This is a genomic window from Deinococcus aquiradiocola, assembly GCF_014646915.1.
GTDB classification, from domain to species: domain Bacteria; phylum Deinococcota; class Deinococci; order Deinococcales; family Deinococcaceae; genus Deinococcus; species Deinococcus aquiradiocola.
The window spans coordinates 156,442-181,782 of record NZ_BMOE01000003.1 but is presented as its reverse complement, the minus strand read 5'-3'; the positions used below and the strand labels follow the sequence as shown (position 1 = coordinate 181,782).

Below are 25,341 nucleotides of genomic sequence, written 5' to 3'. Positions count from 1 at the left end.
TGCCCTCACCGTACGGCCGGTGGCTCTCAGACTCCAGCGTGGAACGCTTCACGAACCGTCGCGCCGTCCGGGCAGACTGGACGCGCACAGGTGCCTGATCCGCCACCGGTCCTCACGGGGGGCCGTGCAGGTCGGTACCAGGCGGACCGGGCCGCCGTTCGAGGAGGTCGCCCGGCCGGTGTTCCGCAACTCCCCGCGCGGCCTGGCGCTCGTCCTTCAGCGTCCCTTCATGCGGTGCGGCCTCACCCCGCATCCTCCTGACGACTGCTAGGGTGGCGCGATGACCGACCTCCCCAGCACCCTCCCCAACTCTTCCGCGCAGCGCACGGCGCTCGTCGTGGGCGCGTCCGGCCTGTCCGGCAGTCATCTCGCCCGGCTCCTCGTCCGTGAAGGCTGGACGGTGTACGGCCTGTCCAGAGCTCCGAGTGACGAAGGCGCAGGCGTCCGGCCCGTCGCGGCGGACCTGCTGGACCGGGACGGGCTGACGCGGGCGCTCGCGCAGGTCGCGCCGACGCACGTGTTCATCACGTCGTGGATGCGGAACGACACCGAGGCAGAGAACATCCGCGTGAACAGCCTGATGGTCCGCAACGTGCTCGACGCGGTCGCCGTGCACCGCACGCTGCGGCACGTGGCGCTCGTGACGGGCCTGAAGCATTACCTGGGGCCGTTCGACGCGTACGCGCAGGGGGCGTCGCTGCCGGTCACGCCGCTGCGGGAGGACCTGCCGCGGCTGGACGTCCCGAACTTCTATTACGCGCAGGAGGACGAGGTGTACGCGGCGGCCGCGCGGGACGGGTTCACGTGGAGCGTGCACCGGCCGCACACCCTGATCGGGCGGGCGGTGGGGAATGCCATGAATCTCGGGACGACGCTGGCCGTGTACGCGTCCATCTGCCGCGAGACGGGCCGTCCTTTCCGCTGGCCGGGGTCGGGCGCGCAGTGGTCGGGCGTGTCGGACGTGACGGACGTGGACGTGCTGGCCCGGCACCTGCTGTGGGCGGCCGAGACGGAGGCGGCGCACGATCAGGCGTTCAACGTGGTGAACGGTGACGTGTTCCGCTGGTCGTGGCTGTGGGGCCGCGTCGCCGAGTGGTTCGGGGTGGAGGCGGCCGGATTCGACGGCCAGATTCACCCGCTGGAGCAGGAGCTGGCGGGGGCGGAGGGCGTGTGGGCGGACCTCGCCGCGCGGCACGGCCTGCGCGAGTCGCGGCTCGGGCGTCTCGCGTCGCCGTGGCACACGGACCTCGACCTGAGCCGCCCGATCGAGGTGGTGACCGACATGGCCCGTAGCCGCAGGCTGGGATTCACGGTGTACCGCAGCACCGAGGATTCCTTCCTGGACCTGTTCGCGGAACTGCGGCGGGAGCGGCTCATCCCGGAATGACGCGCGATCCGGAATCCCGTCAGAGTTCGGTGGCGGCGGCCCTCCCGGCGACGCGGCCGCTGTACAGGCAGCCGCCCAGGAAGGTGCCTTCCAGGCTGCGGTAGCCGTGCATGCCGCCCCCGCCGAACCCGGCGACCTCTCCGGCGGCGTACAGGCCGGGGATGGGCGTCCCGGCGGGCGTGAGGACGCGGGCCTGCAGGTCCGTCTCCAGGCCGCCGAGGGATTTGCGGGTGAGGACGTTCATACGCACGGCGATGAGTGGCCCGCTGGCCGGGCCGAGGATCGGGGCAGGCGCGGCGACGCGCGTGAAGCGGTCACCGGGGTAGGCGCGTGCGCCGCGGATGGCGGTCACCTGTGGGTCCTTGGAGTAGGGGTTACGGATCTGCAGGTCACGGTCCTGCACGGCGCGCCGCACGGTGTCGAGCTGGAGGCGGGTTTCGCCGGTCAGGTCGTTCATGCCCTGCACGAGTTCGGGGAGGGTGGCGCGCACCACGAAGTCCTCGCCGTGGTCCATGAAGGCACGGACGGGGTCCTGCACGCCGCGCACGCGGGACAGGACGCCCCGCACGTCGCGGTTCGTCAGGTCCGGGTTCTGTTCGCTGCCGGAGAGTGCGAATTCGCGGCGGATGATCTTCTCGTTGAGCAGGAACCACGTGTACGGGTAGCGGTGCGTGGTGATGTGCGTGAGGCTGGTGAGGGTGTCGAAGCCGGGGTAGTTGGGGTACGGGAGGCGTTCGCCGTCCGGGGTGAGCCACAGGCTGCTCGGGCCGGGCAGGACGCGGATGCCGTGGTTGTGCCAGATGGGGTTCCAGTTGCGGAGCCCTTCGGTGTAGTGCCACATGCGGTCCGGATGGATGAGGTTCGCTCCGGCGGCGTGCACGGTTTCGCGCAGGGTGCCGTCCACGTGGGCGGGGACGCCGGCCACCATGAAGTCCGGGGCGGGCCCGAGGCGTTCGGTGGGCCAGTAGCGGCGCACGAGGTCGTGGTTTCCGCCGATGCCGCCGGACGTGACGATCACGGCGCCTGCCGTGTACTCGAAGTCGCCGACGGTGACGCGGGAGCTGCGTTCGCCGCGCGCGACGTCGCTCGCTTCGAGCAGCTGGCCGTGCACGCCGGTGACGCGGTCGCCGTGCGTGGTGAGGCCGGTGACGCGGTGCCGGAACGCGAAGGTGATGCGTCCGGCGCTGGCGTGCGCACGGACGCGGCGTTCGAAGGGTTCGACGACACCGGGGCCGGTGCCCCAGGTGACGTGGAAGCGCGGGACGCTGTTGCCGGGGCCTTCGGCGCCCTGCCCGCCGCGTTCGGCCCAGCCGACGACGGGGAACCAGCGCATGCCCATGCCGTGCAGCCACGCGCGTTTCTCGCCCGCGGCGAAGTTCAGGTAGTGTTCGGCCCACTGGCGCGGCCAGTGGTCTTCGGGCCGGTCGAAGCCCGCGGTGTTCGCCCAGTCGCGCGTGGCGAGGTCCAGGGAGTCGCGGATGCCGAGGCGGCGCTGTTCGGGCGAGTCGATCAGGAAGAGGCCGCCGAAGGACCAGAAGGCCTGTCCGCCGAGGTTCTGTTCGCCTTCCTGGTCGAGCAGCAGGACGCGTTTTCCGGCGTCGGCGAGTTCGGCGGCGGCGACGAGTCCGGCAAGTCCGGCGCCGACCACGATGGCGTCTGTGGCGTGTGTCATGTGGACCTCCTGGGGGCGGGGCAGTGAAAACGTTGGAGTGGGTTCAACATAGCAGTTCGGGGCGGGAACACTCCCGCCCCGAGGGGTGAAGGCGTCAGCCGACGTCGAGGACGAGCGGGGAGCGGAAGCGGTCGTCGGCGATGTACATCCAGCGGCGGCGGCTGAGGAGCGCGACGATCAGGCTCGCGAGGGCGACGAGGCCCATGCGGGTCATGAACAGCGCGTACTGGCCCTCGTACGCGCCGAACATGGCGTAGCGCATGGCGTTGATGGCGTCCGTGACGGGAATGTACGTGTGCAGCCAGCGGAAGAAGGGGCTGGAGAGCTCCACGGGGTAGCTGCCGCCACTCGCGGCGAGCTGGATCACGAGGAGCACCAGCGCGAGCAGGCGTCCGGCCGCGCCGAGCAGCAGGTTGAGGGCCAGCACGAACAGCATGAAGGTGAGGCTGGCGGCCACGGCGGTCACGGTGACGAGGGCGGGGTGCAGGTAGTGCACGCCGAGCAGGTGCACGCCGTACACCACGATGAGGGCCTGCAGGACGACGTAGATGCCGGGCACCGTGAATTTTCGCAGGACGCGTGCGGCCTGCCCGGTGTGCCGGGCGCTCTCGGGAATGAGGAGGTAAGGGAAGATGAAGGTGGTGAGGGTGCAGCCGACCCACAGGCCGAGCGCGATGAAGTACGGCGCGAAGGCGGAGCCGTTGTTCCCGACGGGCGCGGTGGTGGTCGTGACGACCGTGACGCTCTCGGAGAGGCCTTCGGGGTCGCCGCCGAGCTGTTCGACGGTGGCGGGCACCTTGCTGTACAGGCTGTCGAGGCCGTCCTTGAGTTTGGTGGCGCCGGTGTTGAGGTCGGTGGCGCCGGTGGCGAGCTTGGCGCTGCCGTCGCGGAGTTTGCCGAGGCCGGTGGCGAGGTCGGCGGAGCGGCCGGCGAGGGTGCTGGCGCCGCCGCTGAGGGCCGTGAGGTCCTTGCTGGCGGGGAGTTTGGCGGTGATCGTGCCGAGCGCGTCCTTGATCTTGAGGTTGCCGTCGACCAGGGTCTGCACGCCGCCCTGCAGGCGTTTCGCGCCGGCGTTCAGGTCGCTGGCCCCCTTGCTGGCGTCGCCGAGACCGGCGGCGAGCTGCGAGGCGCCCGTCTGGAGCTGCGCGGCGCCGGTCTTCAGGGCGCCGGTCCCGCTGCGCAGCTGGGCGGCGCCGGTCGCGGCCTTCTGCGCGCCCTTGCTGGCGTCTCCGAGGCCGGTGGAGAGCTGCGTGGCGCCCGTCTGGAGCTGCGCGGCGCCGGTCTTCAGGGCGCCGGTCCCGCTGCGCAGTTGCGCGGCGCCGGTCGCGGCCTTCTGCGCGCCCTTGCTGGCGTCTCCGAGGCCGGTGGAGAGCTGTGTGGCGCCCGTCTCGAGCTGCGCGGCACCGGTCTTCAGGGCGTCCGCACCGCTCTGCAGCTGGCCCGCGCCGCCCTGCAGGGCCTGAAGCTGCGCGGCGTTCAGGCCGAGCTGGGTGGCCTGCCCGCCGAAGCCTTTGATGCCGCTGCTGAGGGTGCCCGCGCCGGTCGCGAGGCTGGTCGCGCCGCCCGCGAGTTTCTGCGCTCCGGCCTGCAGCTGCGTCAGGCCGCCCGAGAGTTCCGGGAGCTGCGCGGCGAGCTGCGACGTGCCGCCGTCCACCTGCGCCGCGCCGGTCGCGAGGCTGGTCGCACCGCCCGCGAGTTTCTGCGCTCCGGCCTGCAGCTGCGTCAGGCCGCCCGAGAGTTCCGGGAGTTGCGCGGCGAGCTGCGCCGTGCCTCCGTCCACCTGCGCCGCGCCGCTCGCGAGGCTGGTCGCACCGCCCGCGAGTTTCTGCGCTCCGGCCTGGAGTTTTTCGGTGCCTGCCGCGAGGCTGGCTGCACCCTGGGCGAGGCTGGCCGTACCGTCCTGCAGGGGTTGCAGCTGGGCTTTGCCGGGGGCCTTGTCGTTCAGCTGGCGCAGGCCGCCGGACAGCTGCGTGACGCCGCCCGTGAGGCTGCTGACGCCGCTGCTGAGGCTGCGGGCGCCGCTCGTGAGCTTGGTGCTGCCGTCGGCGGCGGTGACGGCGCCGCTGGCGAGGTCGCGCGCACCCTTCTGCAGGGTCGCGGTACCGTTCTGGAGGGTGCCTGCGCCGTCCGAGAGTTTGCGCACGGCGGTGCGGATGTCCACGAAGCCGGTCTGGACGTCCACGAGGGAGCTCTTGACCTTTTCCCAGCGGTTGCTGCCGAGTTCGGTGTTGAGGTTCGCGGCGACGGCGTTGCTGACGGTGGTGGCGACGCGGCTCGCGAAGTAGCTGGTGCCTTCGGAGACGTAGAGGTTCAGCAGACCGTGTTCGGCGCTGCTGCCCGCGATGGCGCGGCGGCTGAAGTCTGCGGGCACGGTGAGTGCGAAGTACACGCGGCCCTCGCGGACGGCCTGCTGCGCGGCGTCCTGGGTGGGGTAGCGGACGAAGCGGACGGGCGGGTCGTCGTGGAAGGCGTCGAGGAGGTCCTGGCCGAGGTTGTACGGCTTGCCGCGGTAGGTGGTGCCCTGGTCCTGTTCGACGAGCGCGACGGGGAGGTCTTTCAGCTTGCCGTAGGGGTCCCAGACGCTGCCGAGGTACACGGCGACGTACACGATGGGGATGAACAGGATGGCGATGGCGGCGGCCCACATGAGCGGTAGGCGCCAGAGGCGGCGTTCGCTGGGGCTGAGGCTTCTGTAGTCGGCGAGCAGGCCGTTGCGGGTGGGGGGGGTGGGGGTGGGGTCCGGGGCTGGGGTTGGCTGGGTCATGGGGCCTCGTGTGCGGGGGGAACGCTGTCCCCGCTGATGTGTCCAGTCTGGGACATGAAGTGACAACATGTCAAGTGACAAAATGTCACCAATGCGGTATGCTGTGTCCATGCCCGTGAACGAACACCGCAAACGCCTCGCCGCGAGCGCGCGCAGGCAGCAGATTCTCGACGCTGCCACCGCGCTGTTCATCGCGCGCGGCTTCGAGGCGGTCAGCATGGCGGACCTCGCGCAGGCCATCCAGGTCTCCCGGCCCGCCGTGTACAGCTACTTCCCGACCACCGAGGCCGTCCTGCAGACCCTGCTCGACGAGCGCCTCCAGCAGCTCTGGACGCACCTGGAACGCCTCCTGCCGCACAACCTCGACCCGCACGACCGCTCCTCGCGCGGCGTGTACGCGGCCCTCTTCGGGTTCCTGCTCGGCGAACGCGAGTCGCTGCTGCTGCTGCACAGCGGCGGCGGGCCGTCCTTCCAGGCGCGCCGCACGGCCTTCCTCACGCAGCTCGGCGAGCGGCTGGAAGCGCAGTACCCGCACATCCGCCGCCGCCCCTTCCAGATGGTGCTCATCACGCAGCTGCTCGACAGCCTCGCCCATCACGCCGTGCAGAACGACGTGCAGGACGTGGCGGCCCTCGCCCGCACGCTCGACGCCTTCGTTCGCGGCGGCATCGAGGCGCTGAGCAGCGAATGGGAACGGGAAACGGAGTTCAGCCTCACATCCTGAGGTGGTAGGCAGCGGCGGTCACCTTCCCGGCAGGGTGGTGGCCGCCGATTTTTTCACACTTGGCTCCATATAAGAAAACTCACTGCACGGCCCTCACAAATCAGGTAAGAGGCCCGTAAGAACGTGAGGCTTAATGTGACATTCACATGAGGCGGTCAGGCGTCTGCAGCGCCGACCCGCCCGTGTGTCCGCGCCTCATTCCGAACCCCGTGGCCCACACGCGGCTGCCCCTCCCACTCCACTGTCCACTCCACCCGCCCCGGGTGGCGTCAGGTGCCTTACGCCTGCACGGCCCCCGGCACCCCTACCTCCGTTCAAAGGACTCCGAACCCCATGGCCAAGATCATGATCGTCGACGACTCCCCCGCAGACCTCCGCTTCATGAGCGAGATCCTCAGACAGACGCCGCACACCGTCACCCAGGTGCAGGGCAGCGCCGACGTGGAGGTGCGCGCCTCCGCCGACGTTCCGGACCTCATCCTGCTCGACGTGGTCATGCCGGACCGCAACGGCTACGAGGTCCTGCGTTCCCTGAAACGCCAGGACAGCACCCGTGACGTCAAGGTGGTGTTCGTGTCCAGCAAGGGAGGCGACACCGACATCAAGTGGGGTCTGCGACAGGGTGCGGTGGATTACCTGATCAAGCCGTACACCGCCGATCAGGTCATGACCGTCCTCAAGAAGCACCTGTAACGCCATGAGCGAACCTGCCCTCGTCTTCACGCACCACGGCCTCACGCTGGCCGTCCCGGCACGCCTGGGCCGCGAGGCCTTCTCCACCGGGCAGGTCATGCCGCTGCCGGGCGGGCACGCCGCCCTGCTCGGACTGACCGAGGTGCGTGGGCGCGCCGTGCCGCTCCTGAACCTGTCATCCCTCACCGCTCATGAGGCGCCTGCCTCCACCCCCCTGCCGCTGTCCCTGCTTCTCGAGGTGAGCGGCACGTATCTGGCCGTCCCGGTCACCCAGGTGCTCGGCGTGTTCAGCGTGGACGCCTTCCTGGACCCCGGCACGCTCCTCTCAGGCCCTCTGGACGCCGGACCACACGAGGTCCAGGCGCTCGGCGCGCAGGCCCTCCTGACCGCCGTCCGTTCCCGCCTCGCCCTCACCTGAAATCGTTCCTGCCGGAGGAAGCATGATCAGCAAGCTCGACCCCACCACCGACCTGCGCACCACCCACGAAACCCGCATCCGACGCCCCGGCCTCAGCCTGCTCGGGCGACTCTCGGTGGGGCAGAAACTGGCCCTGTCGGCAGCCACGTTCGCCCTCCCCATCGTGGTGATCGTGTCCCTCCTGGCGAGTGAGCAGCAGCAGGCACTGAACTTCGTGCGCTCGGAGCAGCGCGGCGCGCAGTACCTGCCGTCCCTGGAAACCGTGTTGAAGAACATGCAGCTGCACCGCCGCGCGTCCTCCAAGTTCCTGAACGGCGACGCGGAACAGAAGGCCACCCTCACCTCCCTCGACGCGCAGATCGACCAGGGCATCGCGCAGCTCGAATCGACGAACACGGGCCTGGGCGACGAGTTCCAGCTCGGAGCCGACATCGGCGCCCTCAAGACCGCCTGGACGCGCCTCAAGAGCCAGGTGAGCAACCAGACCATCACGGCCGACAAGAGCACGGATGCGCACACCGCCCTCCTGTCCGAAAACATCACGCAGGCCTTCGCGAACGTCTCGCACGCCAGCCAGATCTCGCTCGACCCGTCGGTCGACGGCTACTACCTCGGCCTGCTCAGCACCGAACGCCTCCCGGACGCACTCCCCACCATCGGCGTGACCCGCACGCTCGGCAGTGCCGCCATCACGGCTGGCACACCCCTCACCGAGGTGCAGCGCACCGAGTACCTGAACGCCCTCGACCAGGCGCAGGGCGCGCGCCACGAGGTGGACGAGGCCGTGAAGTACCTGCTGCCCGCACTGCCACAGGACGTCCGCGCACAGTACGAGGCCGCCTACAAGCAATTCGACGACAACAACGCCATCCTCCTCAAAACCTTCGAGGAGAACATCCTCGCGCCGGGGGGCACCACCATCAGCGCCGCCGACTTCAAGAAGATCAGCGACAGCTCCACCAGCGCGCAGTTCGACTTCTTCGAACGCACCATCTCACTGCTCGGCCAGCGACTCACGGACCGTGAGGCGAGCGAGACCCGCCAGCGTCTGCTCTCGCTCGGGCTGTCGCTGCTCGCCGTGCTGCTCGCGAGCGCCCTGCTGTTCCTGATCGCGCGCGCCATCACCCGCCCGCTCGGCCAGCTCGCCGACGCCTCCACCCGCCTCGCGGGCGGCGACCTTAACGCCAGCGTGCCCGTCACGACGCGTGACGAGGTGGGCACGGTGTCGGGCGCCTTCAACTCGGCCGTCGCGCAGCTGCGCGAGAACGAAGTCCGGAACGAGCAGGCGCGCGTCGAGGCGCAGCAGCTGCAGCAGAACATCGGGCAGTTCCTCGACGTGACCATGGACATCGCCGAGGGCGACCTCACCAAGCGCGGCAGGGTCACCGAGGACGTCCTCGGGAACGTGGTGGACTCCATCAACCTCATGACCGAGGAGCTCGGGCAGGTGCTGCGCGACGTGCAGCGCGCGTCGAACTCCGTGACGGGCGGCTCGGTCGACATGCTCGCCACCACCAGCGACATCCAGGCGAGCGCGCAGCTCACCGCGAACGAGGCGCAGCAGGTGGCCCGGCAGGTGCAGCAGGTGATCGTGCAGATCCGCGACATGGCCACCAGCGCGCAGGCGTCCGCCGACTCGGCCCGCCAGGCGCTCCTCGCGTCCCAGCAGGGACAGCAGGCCGTGGCCGGAACGCTGGAAGGCATGCAGAACATCCGCCGCGAGGTGCAGGGCGTCGCCAAGCGCATCAAGGGCCTCGGCGACCGCTCGCTCGAGATTCAGGAGATCGTGGACACCATCTCGCAGATCGCCAGCCAGACGAACCTCCTCGCGCTGAACGCCGCCATCGAGGCGGCCGGTGCAGGCGAGGCCGGCAGCCGTTTCGCGATCGTCGCGGACGAGGTCCGTAAACTCGCGGACAACTCCGCGCAGGCCACCGGACGCATCGCGAACCTCATCCGTACCGTGCAGACCGAGATTCAGGACGTGATCGTGACGGTGGAGGACGGCACGCGCGAGGTGGAGCAGGGGTACCGTATCGCGGGAACCGCCGGTGAACGCCTGCGTGAGATCGGAACGCTCACGCAGCAGTCCGCGCAGCTCGCGGAATCCATCTCGAACGCCACGCAGGCGCAGGTGCAGGGCATGGAACAGGTGGGCGGCGCCGTGCAGGAGATCGCCAGCATCGCGGACCGTTCGCGCAGCTCGGTGGAACGCGGACGTGTCGCGGCCGAGCAGCTCCAGAACCTCGCCTCTCAACTGAACTCCGGCCTGGCGCGATTCCGGCTGCCGAGCTGATTCCACATGCCCGGGGGAGAACTGCTCGAAATCTTTCTGCTGGAGGCCTGGGAAGGGCTGGCGCTGCTCGAAGGCTCGGTCGGCGACCTGCGGGCCACCGACCGGAACGACGACCACGAACTCGGCCAGGTGAGCCTGATCGCGCACCGGTTGCGCGGCAGCGCGGGCCTGTACGGTTACCCGCAGCTCGCGAGCCTCGCGGGCCTCGCCGAACGCCTCACCGAGTCCCGCCCGCACCTCGCACCGGGTGACCGCGAGACGCTGCTGGACGTGCTGGAACTCGTCACGCTCGGCCTGCGCCGCGCCCTCACGGACCTGAGCAGCGGTCAGGCGGAGAACGCCGTCGGGCTGTACTTCGCGGAGGTGGGCGGCGTGGAGCGCCTGCAGGCCCTGCTGAAGTCCGCTCCGGCGGCCTTCCGGACCGTGCATCCGGCGAGCGCGCCGGACGCCGCCGTGCCAGACGCCGCGCCCGCTGGCCTGCAGGGCGAACTGCGGACCTTCGCGCGGACGAACGCGGAAGTGTACAGCTACTTCGCGCCGGAAGTGCGCGAGTACCTGGAGGCGCTCAGGACCGAACTCGACCGGGGCGCGCAGGCCAACATCACCCTGATGTTCCGCTCGGCGCACACCATCAAGGGCAGCGCCTTCATGGTGGGCCTGCCCGCCCTCGGCCACGTCGCGCACCGGCTGGAGGACCTGATGAACGCCGTGCGCGAGCAGGGCCTCACGCTGGCGGGCGCGCCGTCCGCGCTGCTGCTGCAGGGCGTGACCCTGCTGGAACGCATGCTGCTGACGGCCGAGGGACACGACGACGCGGCCCTCACAGCGGACAGTGAGCGCCTCCCGGCACGCATCCAGGCGCTCCTGCAGGGCGACGCGCCCACCGTGGAGCGCGCCGTCCCGGACGCGCCGGTGCCGGGGACCGTGGCGGGCGGCGCGCAGACGGTGCGCGTCAGCACGGAACGGCTCGACAGCATCATGGACGGCATCGGTCAGCTCGTCATGTCGCGCGCGCGCCTGGAGCGTCAGCTCGACCGGCTGTCGCAGCTGGAGGAGGCGCTGCAGGCCAGTCACGCGCGCGTGCAGCGTGTCGTGCGGGACTTCGAGGAACGCTACCTGAACCCCGACATGGTCCGCAGCGACGCGCCGGAAGCGCCGGGTGAGGCGCCCGGCGGGCTGCGCGGCACGGTCAGCGAGGTGTTCGAGGAACTGGAGTTCGACAGTTACGACGACATGAACATCCTCGCGCGGTCCGTGACGGAGCTCAGCGCCGACCTGGGCGAGCTGCGCGGGCAGTTCCGCGACGGGCGCGAGGCGCTGCGCGGCGAGGCGGACACCTTCACGAAACTGCTGCGCACCCTGCGCGGCAACGTCGTCCGGACGCGCCGCGTGCCGCTCAGTCAGGCGTACGCCCGCCCGAGACGCTGGGCGCGCGGCCGGAAGGACGCGGAACTCGTCACGCTGGGCGGGGACCTCGACGTGGACGCCTTCGTGACGCAGGGCCTGTCGGAGGTGCTGCTGCACCTCGTCACGAACGCCTTCACGCACGGCCTGGAAACGCCGGACGCGCGGGAAGCGGCCGGGAAGCCCACGCTGGGCCGCGTGACGGTCGACGCCCGACGCCGCGGCACGCTGCTCGACGTGACCGTCAGCGACGACGGGCGCGGCATCGACGTGGACGCCGTGCGCGCCCAGGCGCTCGAACGCGGCCTGCGCAGCGCCCGCGAACTGGAACAGCTGAGCAACGACGACACCCTGCGCCTGATCTTCCTGCCGGGCCTGTCCACCGCGCGCGAGGTCACGAACGAGGCGGGACGCGGGGTCGGGATGGACATCGTGGCGAGCACCGTCCGCAGGCTCGGCGGCGAGCTGCTCGTGCAGAGTGCGCGGGGGGTGGGCAGCACCTTCACGCTGCGCGTCCCGCTCAGCCAGCAGGTCGTGGACCTCCTGACCGTCCGGGTCGGCCCGTACCTGCTGGGCTTCCCGGCGGGGAACATCGCGGGCCTGCGCGAACTGCAGGTCACGGACGTTCAGGAGCGCGAGGGGCAGGCGCACCTGCCGGACGGCACGCCGCTGCACCTCCTGCAGCGCGTGTGGGGCGTGCCCTCCCCCACCGGCACCGTGCACGCCGTCGTGATCGACACGGCGTCCGGTCCGCTGGCCTTCGGTGTGGACCGCTTCGAGGGCATCGCGGAAGCGGTCGTGAGCGCGCCTGGACCTCTCCTCGACTCCCTCGGGTACGTGACGGGCACCAGTGTCACGCCGGACGGCGAGCCGGTGCTGCTGCCGGACGCGGCCGGACTCGCGCGCGCCGCCGTGCAGCTGCGCGGCACGCCGAGCGTGCAGGGCGAGGCCCGCAGCGCCGCCCCCAGCCGCCGCCGCCTGCTGCTCATCGACGACAGCCTCAGCGTGCGCCGCGTGGTGTCCAGGATGCTGGAACGCGCCGGGTACACGGTCGTCACGGCCAGCGACGGCCAGGAGGCCCTCGACCTGTACCGCCAGGACCAGGCCTTCGAGGCGATCCTCACGGACCTCGAGATGCCGCGCGTGAACGGCTTCGAGGTGATCGAGGACGTGCGCCGACGTGACGCGCGCGTGCCGATCGTCGTCATGACGACCCGCGCGGGCGACAAGCACCAGCGGCTCGCCTTCCAGCTCGGCGCGAGCGACTACTTCAGCAAGCCGGTCGACGAGTCGCTGCTCACCCGCTGCCTCGAACGGCTCCTGAGGCCCGCGTGACGCGACTGCTCATCGTGCTGCCCGACGAGATCACCCGCAGGGCCGTGTCTGTCCTCGCGGAGTACGAGGGCTACGAGGTCACGAGCGCCGACAGTCGCCTGCACGCCCTCACGCAACTCGAACGCAACACGCCGGACGTCGTCCTGTGCGACGACCGCCCCGGCGACCTGAGCAGCGTCGAGTTCCACGAGATCATCCGCAGCGAGCCGGGCACGCAGGGCGTCCCGCTGCTGCTCGTCACGGACCGCGTGCCCGGCTGGTTCGACACGGCGCTCGACGTGCCGGTCGGCCGGGACCGCACCTCGCGGGAACTGGTGGAGGCCATCACGGACGCCACCACGCGGCTCGCGCGCGACCCGGTCAAACTGACTCCGCTGACGCCCGCACCGGTCGGCGCGCAGATGCGCGGCACGCTGGAGATCGTGAACCTCTTCGACCTGATCGTGTCGTTCAACCAGATGCGCAAGACGGGCCGCATCATGGTCACGGTCGGGAACACCGAAGCCGTCATCTATCTCATGCGCGGCGAGGTGTGGCACATCGAATACGGCGGGCACACCGGGCAGCAGGCCCTGCTGAACGCCTTCGCGGACACCGAGGTGGCGCCCACCTCCTCGTTCGCGTTCGCGATCCTGCCGGAACCGCTGGTGGAACTGCTCCCGCGCACCAGCCTCACCTCCACGTCGCGCCTGCTGCTCGACATCGCCGTTCACCTCGATCACGTCCGCTCGGCCCGGCAGGCCCCCGCACCGCAATGAAGGAGACCGCATGACCCGCATCCTCGTGGTGGATGACAGCCTCAGCATCCGCAAAGCCCTGGAGAAGATCCTCAGTCAGACCGCCGTCGTCCACGTCGCCAACAGCGCCGAAGACGCCCTCGCCCAGCTGCACGCCGGTCTGGAGCCCCCGGACCTGATCGTGTCGGACGTCCTCATGCCGGGCATGAGCGGCTTCGAACTCGCGCACGAACTGCGCCTGCTGCCCGCCACGCTGCGCACGCCCGTCCTGCTGATGAGCGGCATCATCGACGACGACGTACACCACCAGGCGCAGGAGGTCCACGCCCGGGGCGTGATCCGCAAACCGTTCACGGCAGAGGAACTGATGCCCGTGATTCACGCGGCCCTCAGCGGCGCGCCCGGCGTGTCCGCCGAGAGCGCCCCGGTGCAGGCGCCACCTGCCGTCCCGGAGGAACCGGAACTGCTGAGCGGTCCCGGCCCGGTCCACGCGGACCCCGCCCCCGAACCCGTGCCGGCCGCTCCCGTGTCCCCGGCTCCCCGCACGGCCGCCACGCAGCCTGCTGCCAGTGCCCCACCCCCGGTCACACCCGCTCCGGCTCCGGTTGCCCCGGCACCTTCGGCGCATCAGGCGCTGCTGGACACGCTGACCCAGAAGCCCGGCGTGCTCGGCGCGCTCGTCCTGACCCGGCACGGCGAGGTGCAGGCGCACTCGGGCGACCTCGCGGTCGCGCCTGCCGACCTCGCCATGTACGCGCGCTTCTTCGCGAGTACGGCGGGCACGCTCGGCAACCGGATGGAGCGCGGCGCGCTGAGCGGCCTGCAGCTGGAGTACGCGGGCGGCACGCTGCTGCTCCTGCCGCTCGACGACGCGGACCTGCTCGTGACGCTCCTGAAGGACGTGAACAGCAGCCAGATGGTGCGCTTCGCGCTGCGCCGCCACCTCACCACCGCCTGACCCACACGGACGGCCGGACCTCCCGCCGCGCGCCGGAGGCCCGGCCGCTGTCTAGCGCGGCGGCACGGCCCCCCCCGGACGTGGGCATAGGGTGCGGGTCAACCCGCTCCGCACCACGGACCGGAGCGGCAGCACGCGCGCGCGTGCGGGGAGGCGCAGCATGAAGACCACCTGGGACGCCAGCGAGTACCGCCGCCGACACGCCTTCGTGTACCGGAGCAGCCAGGACCTCGTGGACGACTGGCTCGCGCCGAGCGCCGGGGAGCGCGTGCTGGACCTCGGCTGCGGCAGCGGCGAACTGACGGCGCTGATCGCGCGGTCCGGCGCGCACGTGAAGGGCATGGACGCCTCCGCCGACATGATCGCCGCCGCCCGCACCGCGCACCCGCACGTGACCTTCGAAGTGCAGGACGCCCACACCCTGCAGGCCACCGCCAGTTTCGACGCGGTGTTCAGCAACGCCGCCCTCCACTGGATGCGTCCCCTGGACTCGGTGTTCGGACGGGTGCACGGCGCGCTGCGGCCCGGCGGGCGCCTCGTGCTGGAGATGGGCGGGCAGGGCAACGTGCAGGTCACGCTGGACGCCGTCGCCCACGCCTGCCGGGCACTGGGCCTGCCGGATCTGCCGCTCCCGTGGGAGTTCCCGAGCACGGCGCAGCTCGCCCGCCTGCTGGAGGACGCGGGCCTGCAGGTGCGGCAGACGCTGTGGTTCCCGCGTCCCAGCCCGCTGCAGGGCGAGGACGGCTTCCGCGCGTGGCTCGCCACCTTCGGCAGCGGATGGCTGTCCCCGCTCGCGCCGGACGAGCGCGCCGCGGTGCTGGAACGGGCCGAGGCGTACGCACGCCCGCGCCTGTGGAACGGCGAGACCTGGCAGTCCGACTACTGCCGCCTGCGCGCCGTCGCCACCCGTCCGGACCTGCGCCCCTGACGCTGCGGCCGGTCAGGCGGTCACGACGCGGTCGCGGCCCGAGCGTTTGGCGCGCAGGAGGGCCGCGTCGATCCGCATGAAGTTCTCCCGCAGGCTTTCGTCCGGCCGCCACGCCCCCACACCTCCGCTGACGGTGACGGGCAGCCCCGCCACCGGTGACCGGGCGACCTGTGCGCGGACCGCTTCGGCCGCCTGGCGGGCGCGGCCCGGCATGTGGCCGGGCAGCAGGATCACGAACTCCTCGCCGCCCCAGCGGTACACGGTGCCGTGCTCGCGGATCACGTGCTGCAGGCGCTCACCGAGGCCCACGAGCACCTGATCGCCCACGTCGTGCCCGTACACGTCGTTCACGGTCTTGAAGTGGTCCACGTCCAGCAGCAGCACGGCATGCGGCGTGTCTGCGGCCAGGGTCTGCATGTCCTCCTCGAAGACGCGCCGGTTGGGGAGGCCCGTCAGGGTGTCGTGTCTCGCCGCATGCAGCGCCGCGTCACGGTGCGCGCTGACCGTCACCATCTCGTCCGCGAGCCGTCTCAGGTCCGAGAGGTTGTAGATCTGCAGCAGACCGAGCAGCACGACCGTGGCCGGGTCGAGGTCCAGGTGGCCGCGCAGGAACGTGACGAGCACCGCGCCGCCCGTGAGGCACAGGTACAGCAGGCTGAAGGTCAGGCCGAGGCGCGGCTGCTCGGCGTACTGCACGGCCCAGCGGGCGTAGTACGTGGGGGCGAGCAGCGGCAGCAGGGCCACGCCGACCGGGTGCGCGGCGTTCGACTGCAGCGCCAGCACGATCAGGTAGAGCAGCGGGCTGAGCAGGATGGCCGTCTCGGTCAGCGCCCGGTCCCTGCCGGTCTGCAGGCGCTGGCCGGGCGGGCGCCAGAAGACGGAGGACGCCGTGACGGCCGCCCCGACGGCAGCCGCTGCCAGGAACCAGCGTTCGCCCGGCACCTGGAGGCGCACGGCGTTCCACGCGATCACGCCCGGCACCACGAGCAGCGCCGCGACGCTGTTCAGTTCGTGGAGCCTGGATCTCAGGTGGGACCAGTGCGGCCTGATGTACGGGGTGCCCATCGCTTCCGGCATTGTCCGTCACGAAGTCTGACCGTGGCGTCACAACGGTCCTCGCCGCCGCACGGGGGCGGGCACGGCAGCAGGGTGCCGCAGGGGTCAGCCGATGGCGAGCATCCGTTCGATGGGCAGCAGGGCGCGCAGGGCGGTGTCGTGCGGGACGGTCACGCGGCCCGAGAGGTCGCGGAGCGATTCGTACACGTTCTCCAGGGTGATCATCTTCATGTACTCGCAGCAGGCGGTGCGGTTGACGGGCACGAAGGTCTTGCCGGGCACGTCGCGTTCCAGGCGCGTCACCATGCCGAGTTCCGTGACGACCACGAACGACGCGGCGCTGCTCTCGCGGGCGTGCGTGACCATGCTCTCGGTGCTGTGCAGGCGCAGATCCGGGAATTCCTGCAGGACGTGGCTGCTGCAGCCGCACTCGGGGTGGATGAGGAGTTCCGCGTCGGGGTGGAGGGCGCGGGCGGCGTCCACGTGGGCGGGCAGGATCGCTTCGTGCACGTGGCACGCGCCCTGCCAGATGTCGAGGGTGCGGCCCGTCTGGCGTTCGACGTGCGCGGCCAGGAAGCGGTCCGGCGCGAACAGGACGGGCACGCCCTGCGGGAGGCTCTGCACGATCTGCACGGCGTTGCCGCTGGTGACGCAGTAGTCCGCTTCGGCTTTCACGTCGGCGGTGGTGTTGACGTACACGACCACGAGGCCGTCCGGGTGCCGGGCCTTCCAGTCGCGGACGTCCTGCGCGGTGAGGGTGTCGGCGAGGCTGCAGCCGGCGCGCAGGTCGGGGAGCAGCACGGTCTTCTCGGGGTTGAGGATGGCGGCCGTCTCGGCCATGAAGTGCACGCCCGCGAACACGATCACGTCGGCGTCCGTGCGGGCCGCCTGCCGGGACAGGCCGAGCGAGTCTCCGACGTAGTCAGCGATGGCCTGCACTTCGGGCCGCTGGTAGTTGTGCGCGAGGATGACGGCGTTGCGTTCGCGGCGCAGCCTGGAGATCTCGCTGAGGAGTTCGTCCTGGGTGAGCATGGGGCGCAGCTGCATGAGGTTGGCGTGTTCGTTCTGGCGGGCGGGGATGTCGTTCATGCTTGTTTCACGTCCAGGCTGATGTCGAGGGCGGGGGCGGAGTGGGTGAGCGCGCCGACGCTCACGAAGTCCACGCCGGTCCGGGCGACGTGTGGGAGGCGGGCGAGGGTCATGTTGCCGCTCGCTTCGAGGGTGACGCGCGGGGCGTGGCGGTCGCGCAGCAGGACCGCTTCGCGCATCTGGTCGTCCGGCATGTTGTCGAGCAGCAGGCGGTCCGCGCCGGCGTCAAGGGCTTCCTGCACCTGTGCGGGCGTGCTGACCTCGCACTCGACCTGCAGCAGGTACCCGCCGCTGCGGGCGCGCCGGACGGCCTCGCCGACGCTGCCGGCCGCGGCGACGTGGTTGTCCTTGATGAGCAGGCCGTCGTCGAGGCCGTGGCGGTGGTTGAGGCCGCCGCCGACGCGCACGGCGTACTTTTCGAGGTCGCGCCACAGGGGCGTGGTCTTGCGGGTGTCGAGGAGGCGGGTGCGGGTCCCGGCGAGCGCGTCGGCGTACGTGCGGCTGAGGGTGGCGACGCCGCTGAGGCGCTGCATGAGGTTCAGCGCGAGACGTTCGGCCGTCAGGATGGCGCGCAGGTTGCCGCGCACCTCGCCGATCACGCCGGGCACGAGAGGTTCGCCTTCCGGCTGCAGCCACTGCACGTGCAGGTCCGCGCCGGTCAGGGCGAACACCTGCCGGGCGACGTCCTGCCCGGCGAGGATGCCCGCCTGCTTGAGTTTCAGCACGGCGACACCGTCCTGCGCGGCGGGAATGGTGCTGAGGGTGGTCGCGTCGCCGCGCCCGAGGTCTTCCTGCAGCGCGAGGCGCAGGCGGTCGGTGAGCGAGTCGCTGCGGGGAGCGGCGGGGAGGGAGTCAGTGGGCGTCATGCGCTCTCCGGGGGGTTGATGTGGGTGGGGCCTGTCGAAACACGGGCAGACTGTAGCACTCCGTCCGGGACGCTTCCCGGCAGGGCTTCGTGCCGGAGGGTGCCCGCGACCTGCACGGCGTGCCGGGGTGCGGCGAGGTGCGGGTGGTCGGCGCGCCAGTGGGCGCCGCGCGATTCCTGCCGGGCGAGCGCGCCGAGGAGCAGCAGGCGGCCGAGCAGCGCGAGGTTCCCGCGTTCCAGGGCCGCGCGGTCCACGCTGTCCGGCGCGTCCGGCAGGTCCGGCCATCCGTCCAGAGCGGCCTGGAGGGCGTCGCCGTGGCGGACGAGTCCGGCGGCGTCCGCGAGGCGCGCCTGCGCGGTCAGCCACTCGCCCTCGGGGAGGGTCTGGAGGGGGGTGGCGCGGGCGGGAGGTTCGCGGTGCAGGTCCTGCGCGGCGGCCTGCACGGCCCGCGCGCCGAACACGAGGCCCTCGGTGAGGCTGTTGCTGGCGAGCCTGTTCGCGCCGTGCAGGCCGCTGGACGCGACCTCGCCCGCCGCGTACAGGCCGGGCAGGGTGGTGCGGCCCCAGGCGTCGGTGGTGACGCCGCCCATGGTGTAGTGCACGGCGGGCTGCACGGGGACGGGGGTGGTGGCGGGGTCCACGCCGAGCGCGGTGAGGCGCGCGGCGATGCCGGGGAAGCGCGTGCGGACGTGGTCGGCCCCGAGGTGGCGCAGGTCGAGGGTGACGGTGCCGGTCCGGGCGCGTTCGGCGGCGACGGCGCGGGCGACCACGTCCCTGGGCGCGAGTTCCAGGGCGGCGTCGTGGCGGGCCATGAAGCGCTCCCCGTCGCCGTTCAGGAGGTGGGCGCCCTCGCCGCGCACGGCCTCGCTCACGAGGACGACGGTGCCGGGCGGCGTGGCGGGCACGAAGGCGGTCGGGTGAAACTGCACGAATTCCAGGTCGCGCAGCTCCGCGCCGGCGCGGTACGCGAGGGCGAGGCCGTCGCCGGTCCCTTCGGGCGGGGCGGTCGTGACGGGGTACACGCGGCCGAAGCCGCCCGTGGCGAGCAGCACGGCGCCCGCGAGGGCCTGCGTGACGCGGCCCTGCGTTTCGAGTTCCGCGCCGACCACGCGGCCGGACGCGGACTGCAGCAGGCGGCGCGCGAAGGTGTGTTCGAGCACCTGCATGCCGCTCTGCCGGACGGCGCGGGCGAGCGTCTCGCTGATGGCGCGTCCCGTCTCGTCCCCGTAGGCGTGGCGGACGCGGGGGCGGCCGTGCCCGCCTTCCAGGGTGACGTGGCGGCTGAAGGGCACGCCGAGCGTGTCGAGGGCGTCGAGGCTGGCGGCCGCTTCCTGCACGAAGCCCGCCACGACGTCCTCGTGGCACAGGCCGCGTCCGGCGTCCAGGGTGTCGTGCAGGTGGGCGGCGTGGTCGTCCGGGCCGGTGGGGGCGGCGGCGCCGCCCTGCGCCCAGAAGGTGCTGCCGCCTTCGAGGGCGGTCTTGCTGACGAGCAGGACGCGCAGGCCGCGTCGGTGGGCGTGCAGGGCGGCGCTGAGTCCGGCGATGCCGCCGCCGACGATCAGCAGGTCCGCGTCGAAAGAGCTTGTGAACACCGGCACATTATGGGGGTCGGGGACGGTCACGGGACATGCGTCCTCGGACCGGTGACAGAATCCCCCCGTTCAGGGGGGGTACGGCCCCACGTTCCGGACGGCGAATGCTCCAGCGGCCCGGCACCCGCCCCCAGCCCGGGCGCCTCCAGCAGCGCGGCCCGCAGGTACGCCAGCCCCGCCTCCACCGCGTCCGGCAGGCTGTCCCCGAGCGCGAGGCGTGCCGTGACCGCTGCCGACAGGGTGCAGCCGGTCCCGTGCGTGTGCCGCGTCACGACGCGCCGACCCTCGAAGCGGCGCGGCTCTCCGCCCAGGCACAGCAGGTCCGTCAGGACGTCGCCCGTGCCGTGCCCGCCCTTCAGCAGGGCCGGCCAGGGCAGCGGCGTCGTCAACGCCCGCGCCAGCCCGTCCCTGGCGTGCAGCGCGCCGGGCGCGAGGTCCAGCAGCACCTCCGCTTCCGGCAGGTTCGGCGTCACGAGCGCCGCCAGAGGCAGCAGCAGCTCCCGCAGCGCACTCACCGCCTCCGATTGCAGCAGCGCGTCGCCGCTCTTCGCGATCATTACGGGGTCCACCACCAGCGGCAGGTTGCGCCCGCGCAGCACCTGCGCGACGACCGCGACGGTGGCCGCGTCCCCGAGCGCGCCGGTCTTCACGGCCGCCACCGGAAAGTCGTCCAGGACCGCCTCCAGCTGGTCGCGCACCACGTCCGGCGTGAGGATCACGGCCCGGCGCACGCCGCGCGTGTTCTGCGCCGTGACGAGCGTCACGACCGACGCGCCGTACACGCCGTGCGCCTGGAAGGTCTTCAGGTCGGCCTGCAGGCCCGCCCCGCCGCCCGAGTCGGACCCGGCGACGGTGAGCGCCACGCGCTTCACCCGGCCACCCCGGCCCGCAGCCAGTCGAGGGCGCGGCGGGCCGTCAGGGGCGCGAGGAGTGCCCCGTGTCGCCCGTGCCCCGTCGCCACGAACACCCGCGCCCAGTCGGGGTGCGGCCCCACGATGGGCTGCCCGTCCGGCGTGACGGGCCGCGCCCCGGCGAGGCGACCCCGCACGGCCTGACCCGGGGGCAGGTCGCCCAGCAGGTCGCGCGCCACACCGAGCAGCCAGCGGTCGGACCAGCCGCCCGGCGCGGGGGACGGCTGCGGCCGGGCCGTCGCGCCGACATACACGCCGTCCGGGCGGTCCAGCGCGTACCGCCGGTGCGCCGCCCGGCCCGCGCGCCTGGGAGCGTAGCGGGGCAGGGGCGCGCCGCTGCCCGGCAGCAGGAGCGCCTCGCCCCACACCGCGCGCACCGGCAGGCCGAACGCGGCACTCCACGCGCCACACGCGAGGACACCCGCCGCGAACACCTCCTCGCCAGCGTCCGTGCGGACCTTCAGGCCACGCGGGTCCTCCTGCAGGTGCAGGACCTCCTCGCGGCGCACCTCCAGGCCCGCCAGCGCGGCGGCCCGCACGGACGGCGGGTGCACCTGCCCTTCGAGCGGACCGAAGCCGCGCCCCGGCGGGGCGGGCCGGTGGTGCACCGCCTGCCCCGACGCCGCCTCCAGCCTGCGCGCGAAGTCCGGCCAGAGCGCCAGGCTGAGGACCGCGTCCCCGTCCAGCGGGGTGCCGCGCAGGTCCTCGTGCGTCGGCGTGAGCAGCCCGGCGCTCGCCGCCCACGCCGCGCCCGGCCGGTCCGGGTCGAACACCGTGACGCGCTCGCCCGCCCACGCCAGTTCGGCCGCGACGCACGCCCCGATCAGGCCGCCACCGATCACGGCGACGCCCGTCCCGTCACGCGCCGTCACGGGAGCGGCACTTCGGGGTCGGGGAGGCGCACCACGCCCGTCACGGGACTGCTGGGGCTCGCGTGGTCGCGGACCTCCATGCGCCCCGCGAGGAACCCGGCGCGGCCCGCCTGCACGGCCAGGCCGAACGCGGCCGCCATGCCGACCGGGTCGTGCGCCTCCGCGACCGCCGTGTTCACGAGGACCGCCTGCGCGCCCAGCTCCATCGCCTGCGCCGCGTCGCTCGGGACGCCCAGGCCCGCGTCCACCACGACCGGCACGTCCACTGCCTCCACCACCGTCCGCACGAGGGCCGCCGTGAGCAGGCCGCGCCCCGACCCGATGGGACTGCCGAGCGGCATGACGGTCGCGCAGCCCGCCGCCTGCAGCGCCCGCGCGAGCACCGCGTCCGGCTGCACGTACGGCAGCACCGTGAAGCCCTCTCCCACCAGCACCTCGGCGGCCCGCAGGGTCTCCAGGCTGTCCGGCAGCAGGTAACGGGCGTCCGGGATGACTTCCAGCTTCACCCAGTCCACGCCGGTCAGGGCGCGGGCGAGCCGCGCGACGCGCAGCGCCTCGGCCGCCGTGCGGCACCCGGCGGTGTTCGGGAGGAGCTGCAGGCGGTCCAGGTCGAGGCGGTCGAGGAGGCCCTCGTGGCCCGGCGCGTTCAGTTCGACGCGCCGGATGGCGACCGTCACGATCTGCGCGCCGCTCGCCGCGATGGCGTCCCGCATGACGTGATGGTCGCGGAACTTGCCGGTGCCGAGCATCAGCCGCGACGCGAACGGGCGGCCCGCCACGACGAGGGAGTCGTGGGCCGTCATCCGCCCACCGTGACGCGCACGATGTCGAGCACGTCTCCCGGCAGGAGCGGTGCGTCCGGCACGCGCGCGCCGGGGTGGAAGTCGTCGTTGTGCGCCACGGCGACGCGGGACGCGTCCACGTTCAGGTCACGCAGCAGGGCGTGCAGGGTGAGGCCCGGCGGGCAGGGGCGGGCCTCGCCGTTCACGGTCAGGGTGGCGGCCTGGGCATATGCGGCGAGCGGGAAGGCGTCCAGCATGGCCTTCAGCGTATCCGCGGCACGGGCGGGATCGGGGGCGTCCAGCACGGCGCGCACCACCGCCACGCGGCGAGCGCCGGCCTGCAGGACGTCCGGCAGGGTGACCGCGTCGATCCCGCCGATCGCAAACCATGGCAGCTGGACGTGACGGGCGGCCCAGCGGACGTAGTCCAGTCCGGCAGCCGCGCGGCCCGGCTTGGTGGGCGTGGCGTGCACCGGTCCCACCGCGACGTAAGCGGGCGCGTCCTGCAGGGCCGCGAGCGCCTGGGCGGGCGCGTGCGTGCTCCGCCCGACCTGCAGGTGCGGCGCGAGCGCGCGCGCAAAGGCGGGCGGCAGGTCGCCCTGCCCGAGGTGCACGCCCGTCGCGCCGCACGCGGCGGCCACGTCGGGCCGGTCGTTGATGTACAGCGGCACGCCGCGCCGCTCGCACAGCGGGCGCAGGCGCGCGGCGAGCGCGAGGTACGGGACGGCCTCGGTGTCCTTGCAGCGCAGCTGCAGGGTGTCCACCCCGCCGTCCAGCGCGGCCTCCACCCGCGCCACGAACTCGTCCTCGGGCAACTCCGGGCGCGGCGTCGCCACGAGGTACAGGCGGCCCGGCCCGCCCGGCAGCGGGGCCGGGAACACGGGCGCGGTCACGGGCGCTCCGGGGCGCTCAGGTCAGCGGCGTTCAGGTCCGGGGCATTCAGGTCCGGGGCATTCAGGTACAAGGCGCTGCCGAATTCGCGGAACTCCTGCGCTTTGGCTTCCAGGCCCGCCAGGACGTCCGCGCCGCGCAGTTCGTGCGAGAGTTTCATGCTGCAGAAGTGCGGGCCGCACATGCTGCAGAAGTGCGCGGTCTTGGCGGCCTCGGCAGGCAGGGTCGCGTCGTGGAAGCTGCGGGCGCGTTCCGGGTCGAGCGACAGGTTGAACTGGTCCTCCCAGCGGAACTCGAAGCGGGCGCGCGACAGGGCATTGTCGCGGTCCTGCGCGCCCGGGACGCCCTTGGCGAGATCGGCGGCGTGCGCGGCCACCCGGTACGCGACCACGCCCTCGCGCACGTCTTCCCGGTCCGGCAGGCCCAGGTGTTCCTTCGGGGTGACGTAGCACAGCATCGCGGTGCCCATCCAGCCGATCACGGCCGCGCCGATGGCCGACGTGATGTGGTCGTACCCGGGCGCGACGTCCGTCGTGAGCGGCCCGAGCGTGTAGAAGGGCGCCTCCTGGCACACCGCGAACTGGCGCGCCATGTTCTCCTGCAGCAGGTGCAGCGGCACGTGCCCCGGCCCTTCGATCATGGTCTGCACGTCGTGCCGCCACGCCACGGCGGTCAGTTCGCCGAGCGTGTCCAGTTCCGCGAACTGCGCGGCGTCGTTCGCGTCCTCGACGCTGCCGGGCCGCAGGCCGTCCCCGAGGCTGAAGGTCACGTCGTACGCCGCCATGATCTCGCAGATCTCCTCGAAGTGCGTGTACAGGAAGTTCTCCCGGTGGTGCGCGAGGCACCACTTGGCGAGGATGCTGCCGCCGCGCGACACGATGCCCGTGCGGCGGCGCGCGGTGAGCGGCAGGTGCGCGAGCCGCACGCCCGCGTGCACCGTGAAGTAGTCCACGCCCTGCTCCGCCTGCTCGATCAGCGTGTCGCGGTACAGCGCCCACGTGAGGTCCTCGGCGACGCCGCCCACCTTCTCCAGCGCCTGGTAGATGGGCACCGTGCCGATCGGGACGGCGCTGTTGCGCAGGATCCACTCGCGCGTGCGGTGGATGTGCCGCCCGGTGCTGAGGTCCATGACGGTGTCGGCCCCCCAGCGGGTCGCCCAGACCATCTTCTCGACCTCCTCGGCGACGCTGCTCGTGACGGCGCTGTTGCCGATGTTGGCGTTGACCTTGGTGCGGAAGTTCCGCCCGATGATCATGGGTTCCAGTTCCGGGTGGTTGATGCTGGCGGGAATGACGGCCCGGCCGCGCGCGACCTCCTGCCGCACGAATTCCGGCGTGACCTCGCGCGGAATGCTGGCCTGCGGCAGGCCGGGGAAGCCCGCCCCGGCGTGCGCGTGCCGGTCCGTGAATGCCGCCTGCTGGCGGAGGTTCTCGCGGATGGCGACGAACTCCATCTCGGGCGTGACGACGCCGGTCCGCGCGGCGTGCATCTGCGTGACGTTGCGGCCCGGCCGGGCACGCAGTGGCGCGCGCGCTGCCGGGAACACCAGCGGGCCGCCGTCCTCGTGGAGCGCGCGGGTGTACGCGCTGGAGTGCTCCGGCAGCGCCTCCAGGTCGGGGTGAGGCTGCAGCCAGGAGCGCACGACGGGCAGGCCGCGCCGCAGGTCCGGCACGAAGGCCGCGTCGGTGTACGGGCCGCCCGTGTCGTACACGCGCAGCGGCGCGTTCGGGGTGGCGCGCGTCAGGCCGCCCACGTGTTCCAGGGTGGGGCCCAGGGTGATCTCGCGGTGCGGGACGCGCACGGCCGGGTGCAGCGTGCCCGCCTTGTGGACCTTCGTGCTGGCGGGAAAGGGGCGCGCGCTCAGGTGCAGGGCGTCCAGGGCGAGCTGTTCGGCCGCGTCGCGGGTGGGGGTGGGGTTCGTCATGGGCATGCCCTCCAGGTCCGGCGGAGGGAATGCCCGGCGCGC

The 25,341-nt window shown here is 72.3% G+C and carries 20 protein-coding genes; 9 read left to right on the top strand and 11 right to left on the bottom strand.

Translation table 11 applies throughout. The features are described from left to right. The first annotated feature begins 280 nt into the window (after window positions 1-280). Entirely contained in the window at window positions 281-1,387 is a 1,107-nt protein-coding gene (locus IEY33_RS06395) for an SDR family oxidoreductase (RefSeq protein ID WP_188961445.1), read from the top strand. Window positions 1,388-1,406: 19 nt separating this feature from the next. Here the strand turns inward: IEY33_RS06395 and IEY33_RS06390 are convergent, their stop codons facing one another. Next, window positions 1,407-3,059 carry an FAD-binding dehydrogenase gene (locus tag IEY33_RS06390; protein WP_188961444.1) on the bottom strand — a complete coding sequence of 551 codons (1,653 nt, stop codon included), beginning with the start codon at window positions 3,057-3,059 and terminating at the stop codon, window positions 1,407-1,409. A 94-nt stretch (window positions 3,060-3,153) separates the two neighbouring features. Next, entirely contained in the window at window positions 3,154-5,823 is a 2,670-nt protein-coding gene (locus IEY33_RS06385) for a YhgE/Pip domain-containing protein (RefSeq protein WP_188961443.1), read from the bottom strand. Between the two features lie 109 nt (window positions 5,824-5,932). Here IEY33_RS06385 and IEY33_RS06380 point away from each other — a divergent pair, with 109 nt between their 5' ends. From IEY33_RS06380 to IEY33_RS06345, 8 genes are all read left to right on the top strand, one after another. Then, complete coding sequence (locus IEY33_RS06380; protein WP_188961442.1) at window positions 5,933-6,547, top strand: TetR/AcrR family transcriptional regulator; 615 nt, start codon at window positions 5,933-5,935, stop codon at window positions 6,545-6,547. Window positions 6,548-6,880: 333 nt separating this feature from the next. Beyond that, complete coding sequence (locus tag IEY33_RS06375) at window positions 6,881-7,240, top strand: response regulator (RefSeq protein ID WP_188961441.1); 360 nt, start codon at window positions 6,881-6,883, stop codon at window positions 7,238-7,240. Window positions 7,241-7,244: 4 nt separating this feature from the next. Next, entirely contained in the window at window positions 7,245-7,658 is a 414-nt protein-coding gene (locus tag IEY33_RS06370; RefSeq protein WP_188961440.1) for a chemotaxis protein CheW, read from the top strand. 22 nt (window positions 7,659-7,680) lie between these two features. Further along, window positions 7,681-9,954 carry a methyl-accepting chemotaxis protein gene (locus tag IEY33_RS06365; RefSeq protein WP_229670830.1) on the top strand — a complete coding sequence of 758 codons (2,274 nt, stop codon included), beginning with the start codon at window positions 7,681-7,683 and terminating at the stop codon, window positions 9,952-9,954. A 6-nt stretch (window positions 9,955-9,960) separates the two neighbouring features. After that, the gene (locus tag IEY33_RS06360; protein ID WP_188961439.1) at window positions 9,961-12,693 is read left to right on the top strand and encodes a hybrid sensor histidine kinase/response regulator; all 2,733 of its coding nucleotides are present in this window, start codon (window positions 9,961-9,963) and stop codon (window positions 12,691-12,693) included. Next, complete coding sequence (locus IEY33_RS06355) at window positions 12,690-13,451, top strand: response regulator (protein WP_188961438.1); 762 nt, start codon at window positions 12,690-12,692, stop codon at window positions 13,449-13,451. The genes IEY33_RS06360 and IEY33_RS06355 overlap by 4 nt, the downstream gene beginning before the upstream one ends. 10 nt (window positions 13,452-13,461) lie before the next feature. Then, window positions 13,462-14,388, top strand: a complete 927-nt coding sequence (locus IEY33_RS06350) for a response regulator (RefSeq protein ID WP_188961437.1) — start codon at window positions 13,462-13,464, stop codon at window positions 14,386-14,388. Between the two features lie 160 nt (window positions 14,389-14,548). Then, complete coding sequence (locus IEY33_RS06345) at window positions 14,549-15,316, top strand: class I SAM-dependent methyltransferase (protein WP_188961436.1); 768 nt, start codon at window positions 14,549-14,551, stop codon at window positions 15,314-15,316. A gap of 12 nt (window positions 15,317-15,328) precedes the next feature. Here the strand turns inward: IEY33_RS06345 and IEY33_RS06340 are convergent, their stop codons facing one another. The 9 genes from IEY33_RS06340 to thiC form a co-directional block, all read right to left on the bottom strand. Next, window positions 15,329-16,393, bottom strand: coding sequence for a GGDEF domain-containing protein (locus tag IEY33_RS06340; RefSeq protein WP_188961435.1), 1,065 nt, complete (start codon window positions 16,391-16,393; stop codon window positions 15,329-15,331). Window positions 16,394-16,477: 84 nt separating this feature from the next. After that, entirely contained in the window at window positions 16,478-17,461 is a 984-nt protein-coding gene (gene nadA / locus IEY33_RS06335) for a quinolinate synthase NadA (protein ID WP_188961434.1), read from the bottom strand. Further along, entirely contained in the window at window positions 17,458-18,327 is an 870-nt protein-coding gene (nadC, locus tag IEY33_RS06330) for a carboxylating nicotinate-nucleotide diphosphorylase (protein WP_188961433.1), read from the bottom strand. Before nadC ends, nadA begins: the two co-directional genes overlap by 4 nt. Next, a complete protein-coding gene (gene nadB / locus IEY33_RS06325) occupies window positions 18,324-19,919 on the bottom strand; it encodes an L-aspartate oxidase (RefSeq protein ID WP_188961432.1) in 1,596 nt (531 codons plus the stop codon). The genes nadC and nadB overlap by 4 nt, the downstream gene beginning before the upstream one ends. A 26-nt stretch (window positions 19,920-19,945) precedes the next feature. Next, entirely contained in the window at window positions 19,946-20,791 is an 846-nt protein-coding gene (gene thiD, locus IEY33_RS06320) for a bifunctional hydroxymethylpyrimidine kinase/phosphomethylpyrimidine kinase (protein ID WP_188961431.1), read from the bottom strand. Beyond that, window positions 20,788-21,702 carry an NAD(P)/FAD-dependent oxidoreductase gene (locus IEY33_RS06315; RefSeq protein ID WP_188961430.1) on the bottom strand — a complete coding sequence of 305 codons (915 nt, stop codon included), beginning with the start codon at window positions 21,700-21,702 and terminating at the stop codon, window positions 20,788-20,790. Before IEY33_RS06315 ends, thiD begins: the two co-directional genes overlap by 4 nt. Beyond that, window positions 21,699-22,505: a thiazole synthase gene (locus IEY33_RS06310; RefSeq protein WP_188961429.1), complete on the bottom strand. Its 807-nt coding sequence runs from the start codon at window positions 22,503-22,505 to the stop codon at window positions 21,699-21,701. Before IEY33_RS06310 ends, IEY33_RS06315 begins: the two co-directional genes overlap by 4 nt. After that, window positions 22,502-23,377, bottom strand: a complete 876-nt coding sequence (thiE, locus tag IEY33_RS06305; RefSeq protein ID WP_188961428.1) for a thiamine phosphate synthase — start codon at window positions 23,375-23,377, stop codon at window positions 22,502-22,504. Before thiE ends, IEY33_RS06310 begins: the two co-directional genes overlap by 4 nt. Continuing rightward, window positions 23,374-25,299, bottom strand: a complete 1,926-nt coding sequence (gene thiC / locus IEY33_RS06300; RefSeq protein WP_229670829.1) for a phosphomethylpyrimidine synthase ThiC — start codon at window positions 25,297-25,299, stop codon at window positions 23,374-23,376. Before thiC ends, thiE begins: the two co-directional genes overlap by 4 nt. Window positions 25,300-25,341 lie beyond the last annotated feature (42 nt).

Excerpts from the sequence above, each read along its gene's own strand:
- IEY33_RS06395 (WP_188961445.1), top strand. The coding sequence starts at position 281 with ATGACCGACCTCCCCAGCACCCTCCCCAACTCTTCCGCGCAGCGCACG.
- IEY33_RS06390 (WP_188961444.1), bottom strand. The coding sequence starts at position 3,059 with ATGACACACGCCACAGACGCCATCGTGGTCGGCGCCGGACTTGCCGGA.
- IEY33_RS06385 (WP_188961443.1), bottom strand. The coding sequence starts at position 5,823 with ATGACCCAGCCAACCCCAGCCCCGGACCCCACCCCCACCCCCCCCACC.
- IEY33_RS06380 (WP_188961442.1), top strand. The coding sequence starts at position 5,933 with ATGCCCGTGAACGAACACCGCAAACGCCTCGCCGCGAGCGCGCGCAGG.
- IEY33_RS06375 (WP_188961441.1), top strand. The coding sequence starts at position 6,881 with ATGGCCAAGATCATGATCGTCGACGACTCCCCCGCAGACCTCCGCTTC.
- IEY33_RS06370 (WP_188961440.1), top strand. The coding sequence starts at position 7,245 with ATGAGCGAACCTGCCCTCGTCTTCACGCACCACGGCCTCACGCTGGCC.
- IEY33_RS06365 (WP_229670830.1), top strand. The coding sequence starts at position 7,681 with ATGATCAGCAAGCTCGACCCCACCACCGACCTGCGCACCACCCACGAA.
- IEY33_RS06360 (WP_188961439.1), top strand. The coding sequence starts at position 9,961 with ATGCCCGGGGGAGAACTGCTCGAAATCTTTCTGCTGGAGGCCTGGGAA.
- IEY33_RS06350 (WP_188961437.1), top strand. The coding sequence starts at position 13,462 with ATGACCCGCATCCTCGTGGTGGATGACAGCCTCAGCATCCGCAAAGCC.
- IEY33_RS06345 (WP_188961436.1), top strand. The coding sequence starts at position 14,549 with ATGAAGACCACCTGGGACGCCAGCGAGTACCGCCGCCGACACGCCTTC.
- IEY33_RS06340 (WP_188961435.1), bottom strand. The coding sequence starts at position 16,393 with ATGCCGGAAGCGATGGGCACCCCGTACATCAGGCCGCACTGGTCCCAC.
- nadA (WP_188961434.1), bottom strand. The coding sequence starts at position 17,461 with ATGAACGACATCCCCGCCCGCCAGAACGAACACGCCAACCTCATGCAG.
- nadC (WP_188961433.1), bottom strand. The coding sequence starts at position 18,327 with ATGACGCCCACTGACTCCCTCCCCGCCGCTCCCCGCAGCGACTCGCTC.
- IEY33_RS06310 (WP_188961429.1), bottom strand. The coding sequence starts at position 22,505 with ATGACGGCCCACGACTCCCTCGTCGTGGCGGGCCGCCCGTTCGCGTCG.
- thiC (WP_229670829.1), bottom strand. The coding sequence starts at position 25,299 with ATGACGAACCCCACCCCCACCCGCGACGCGGCCGAACAGCTCGCCCTG.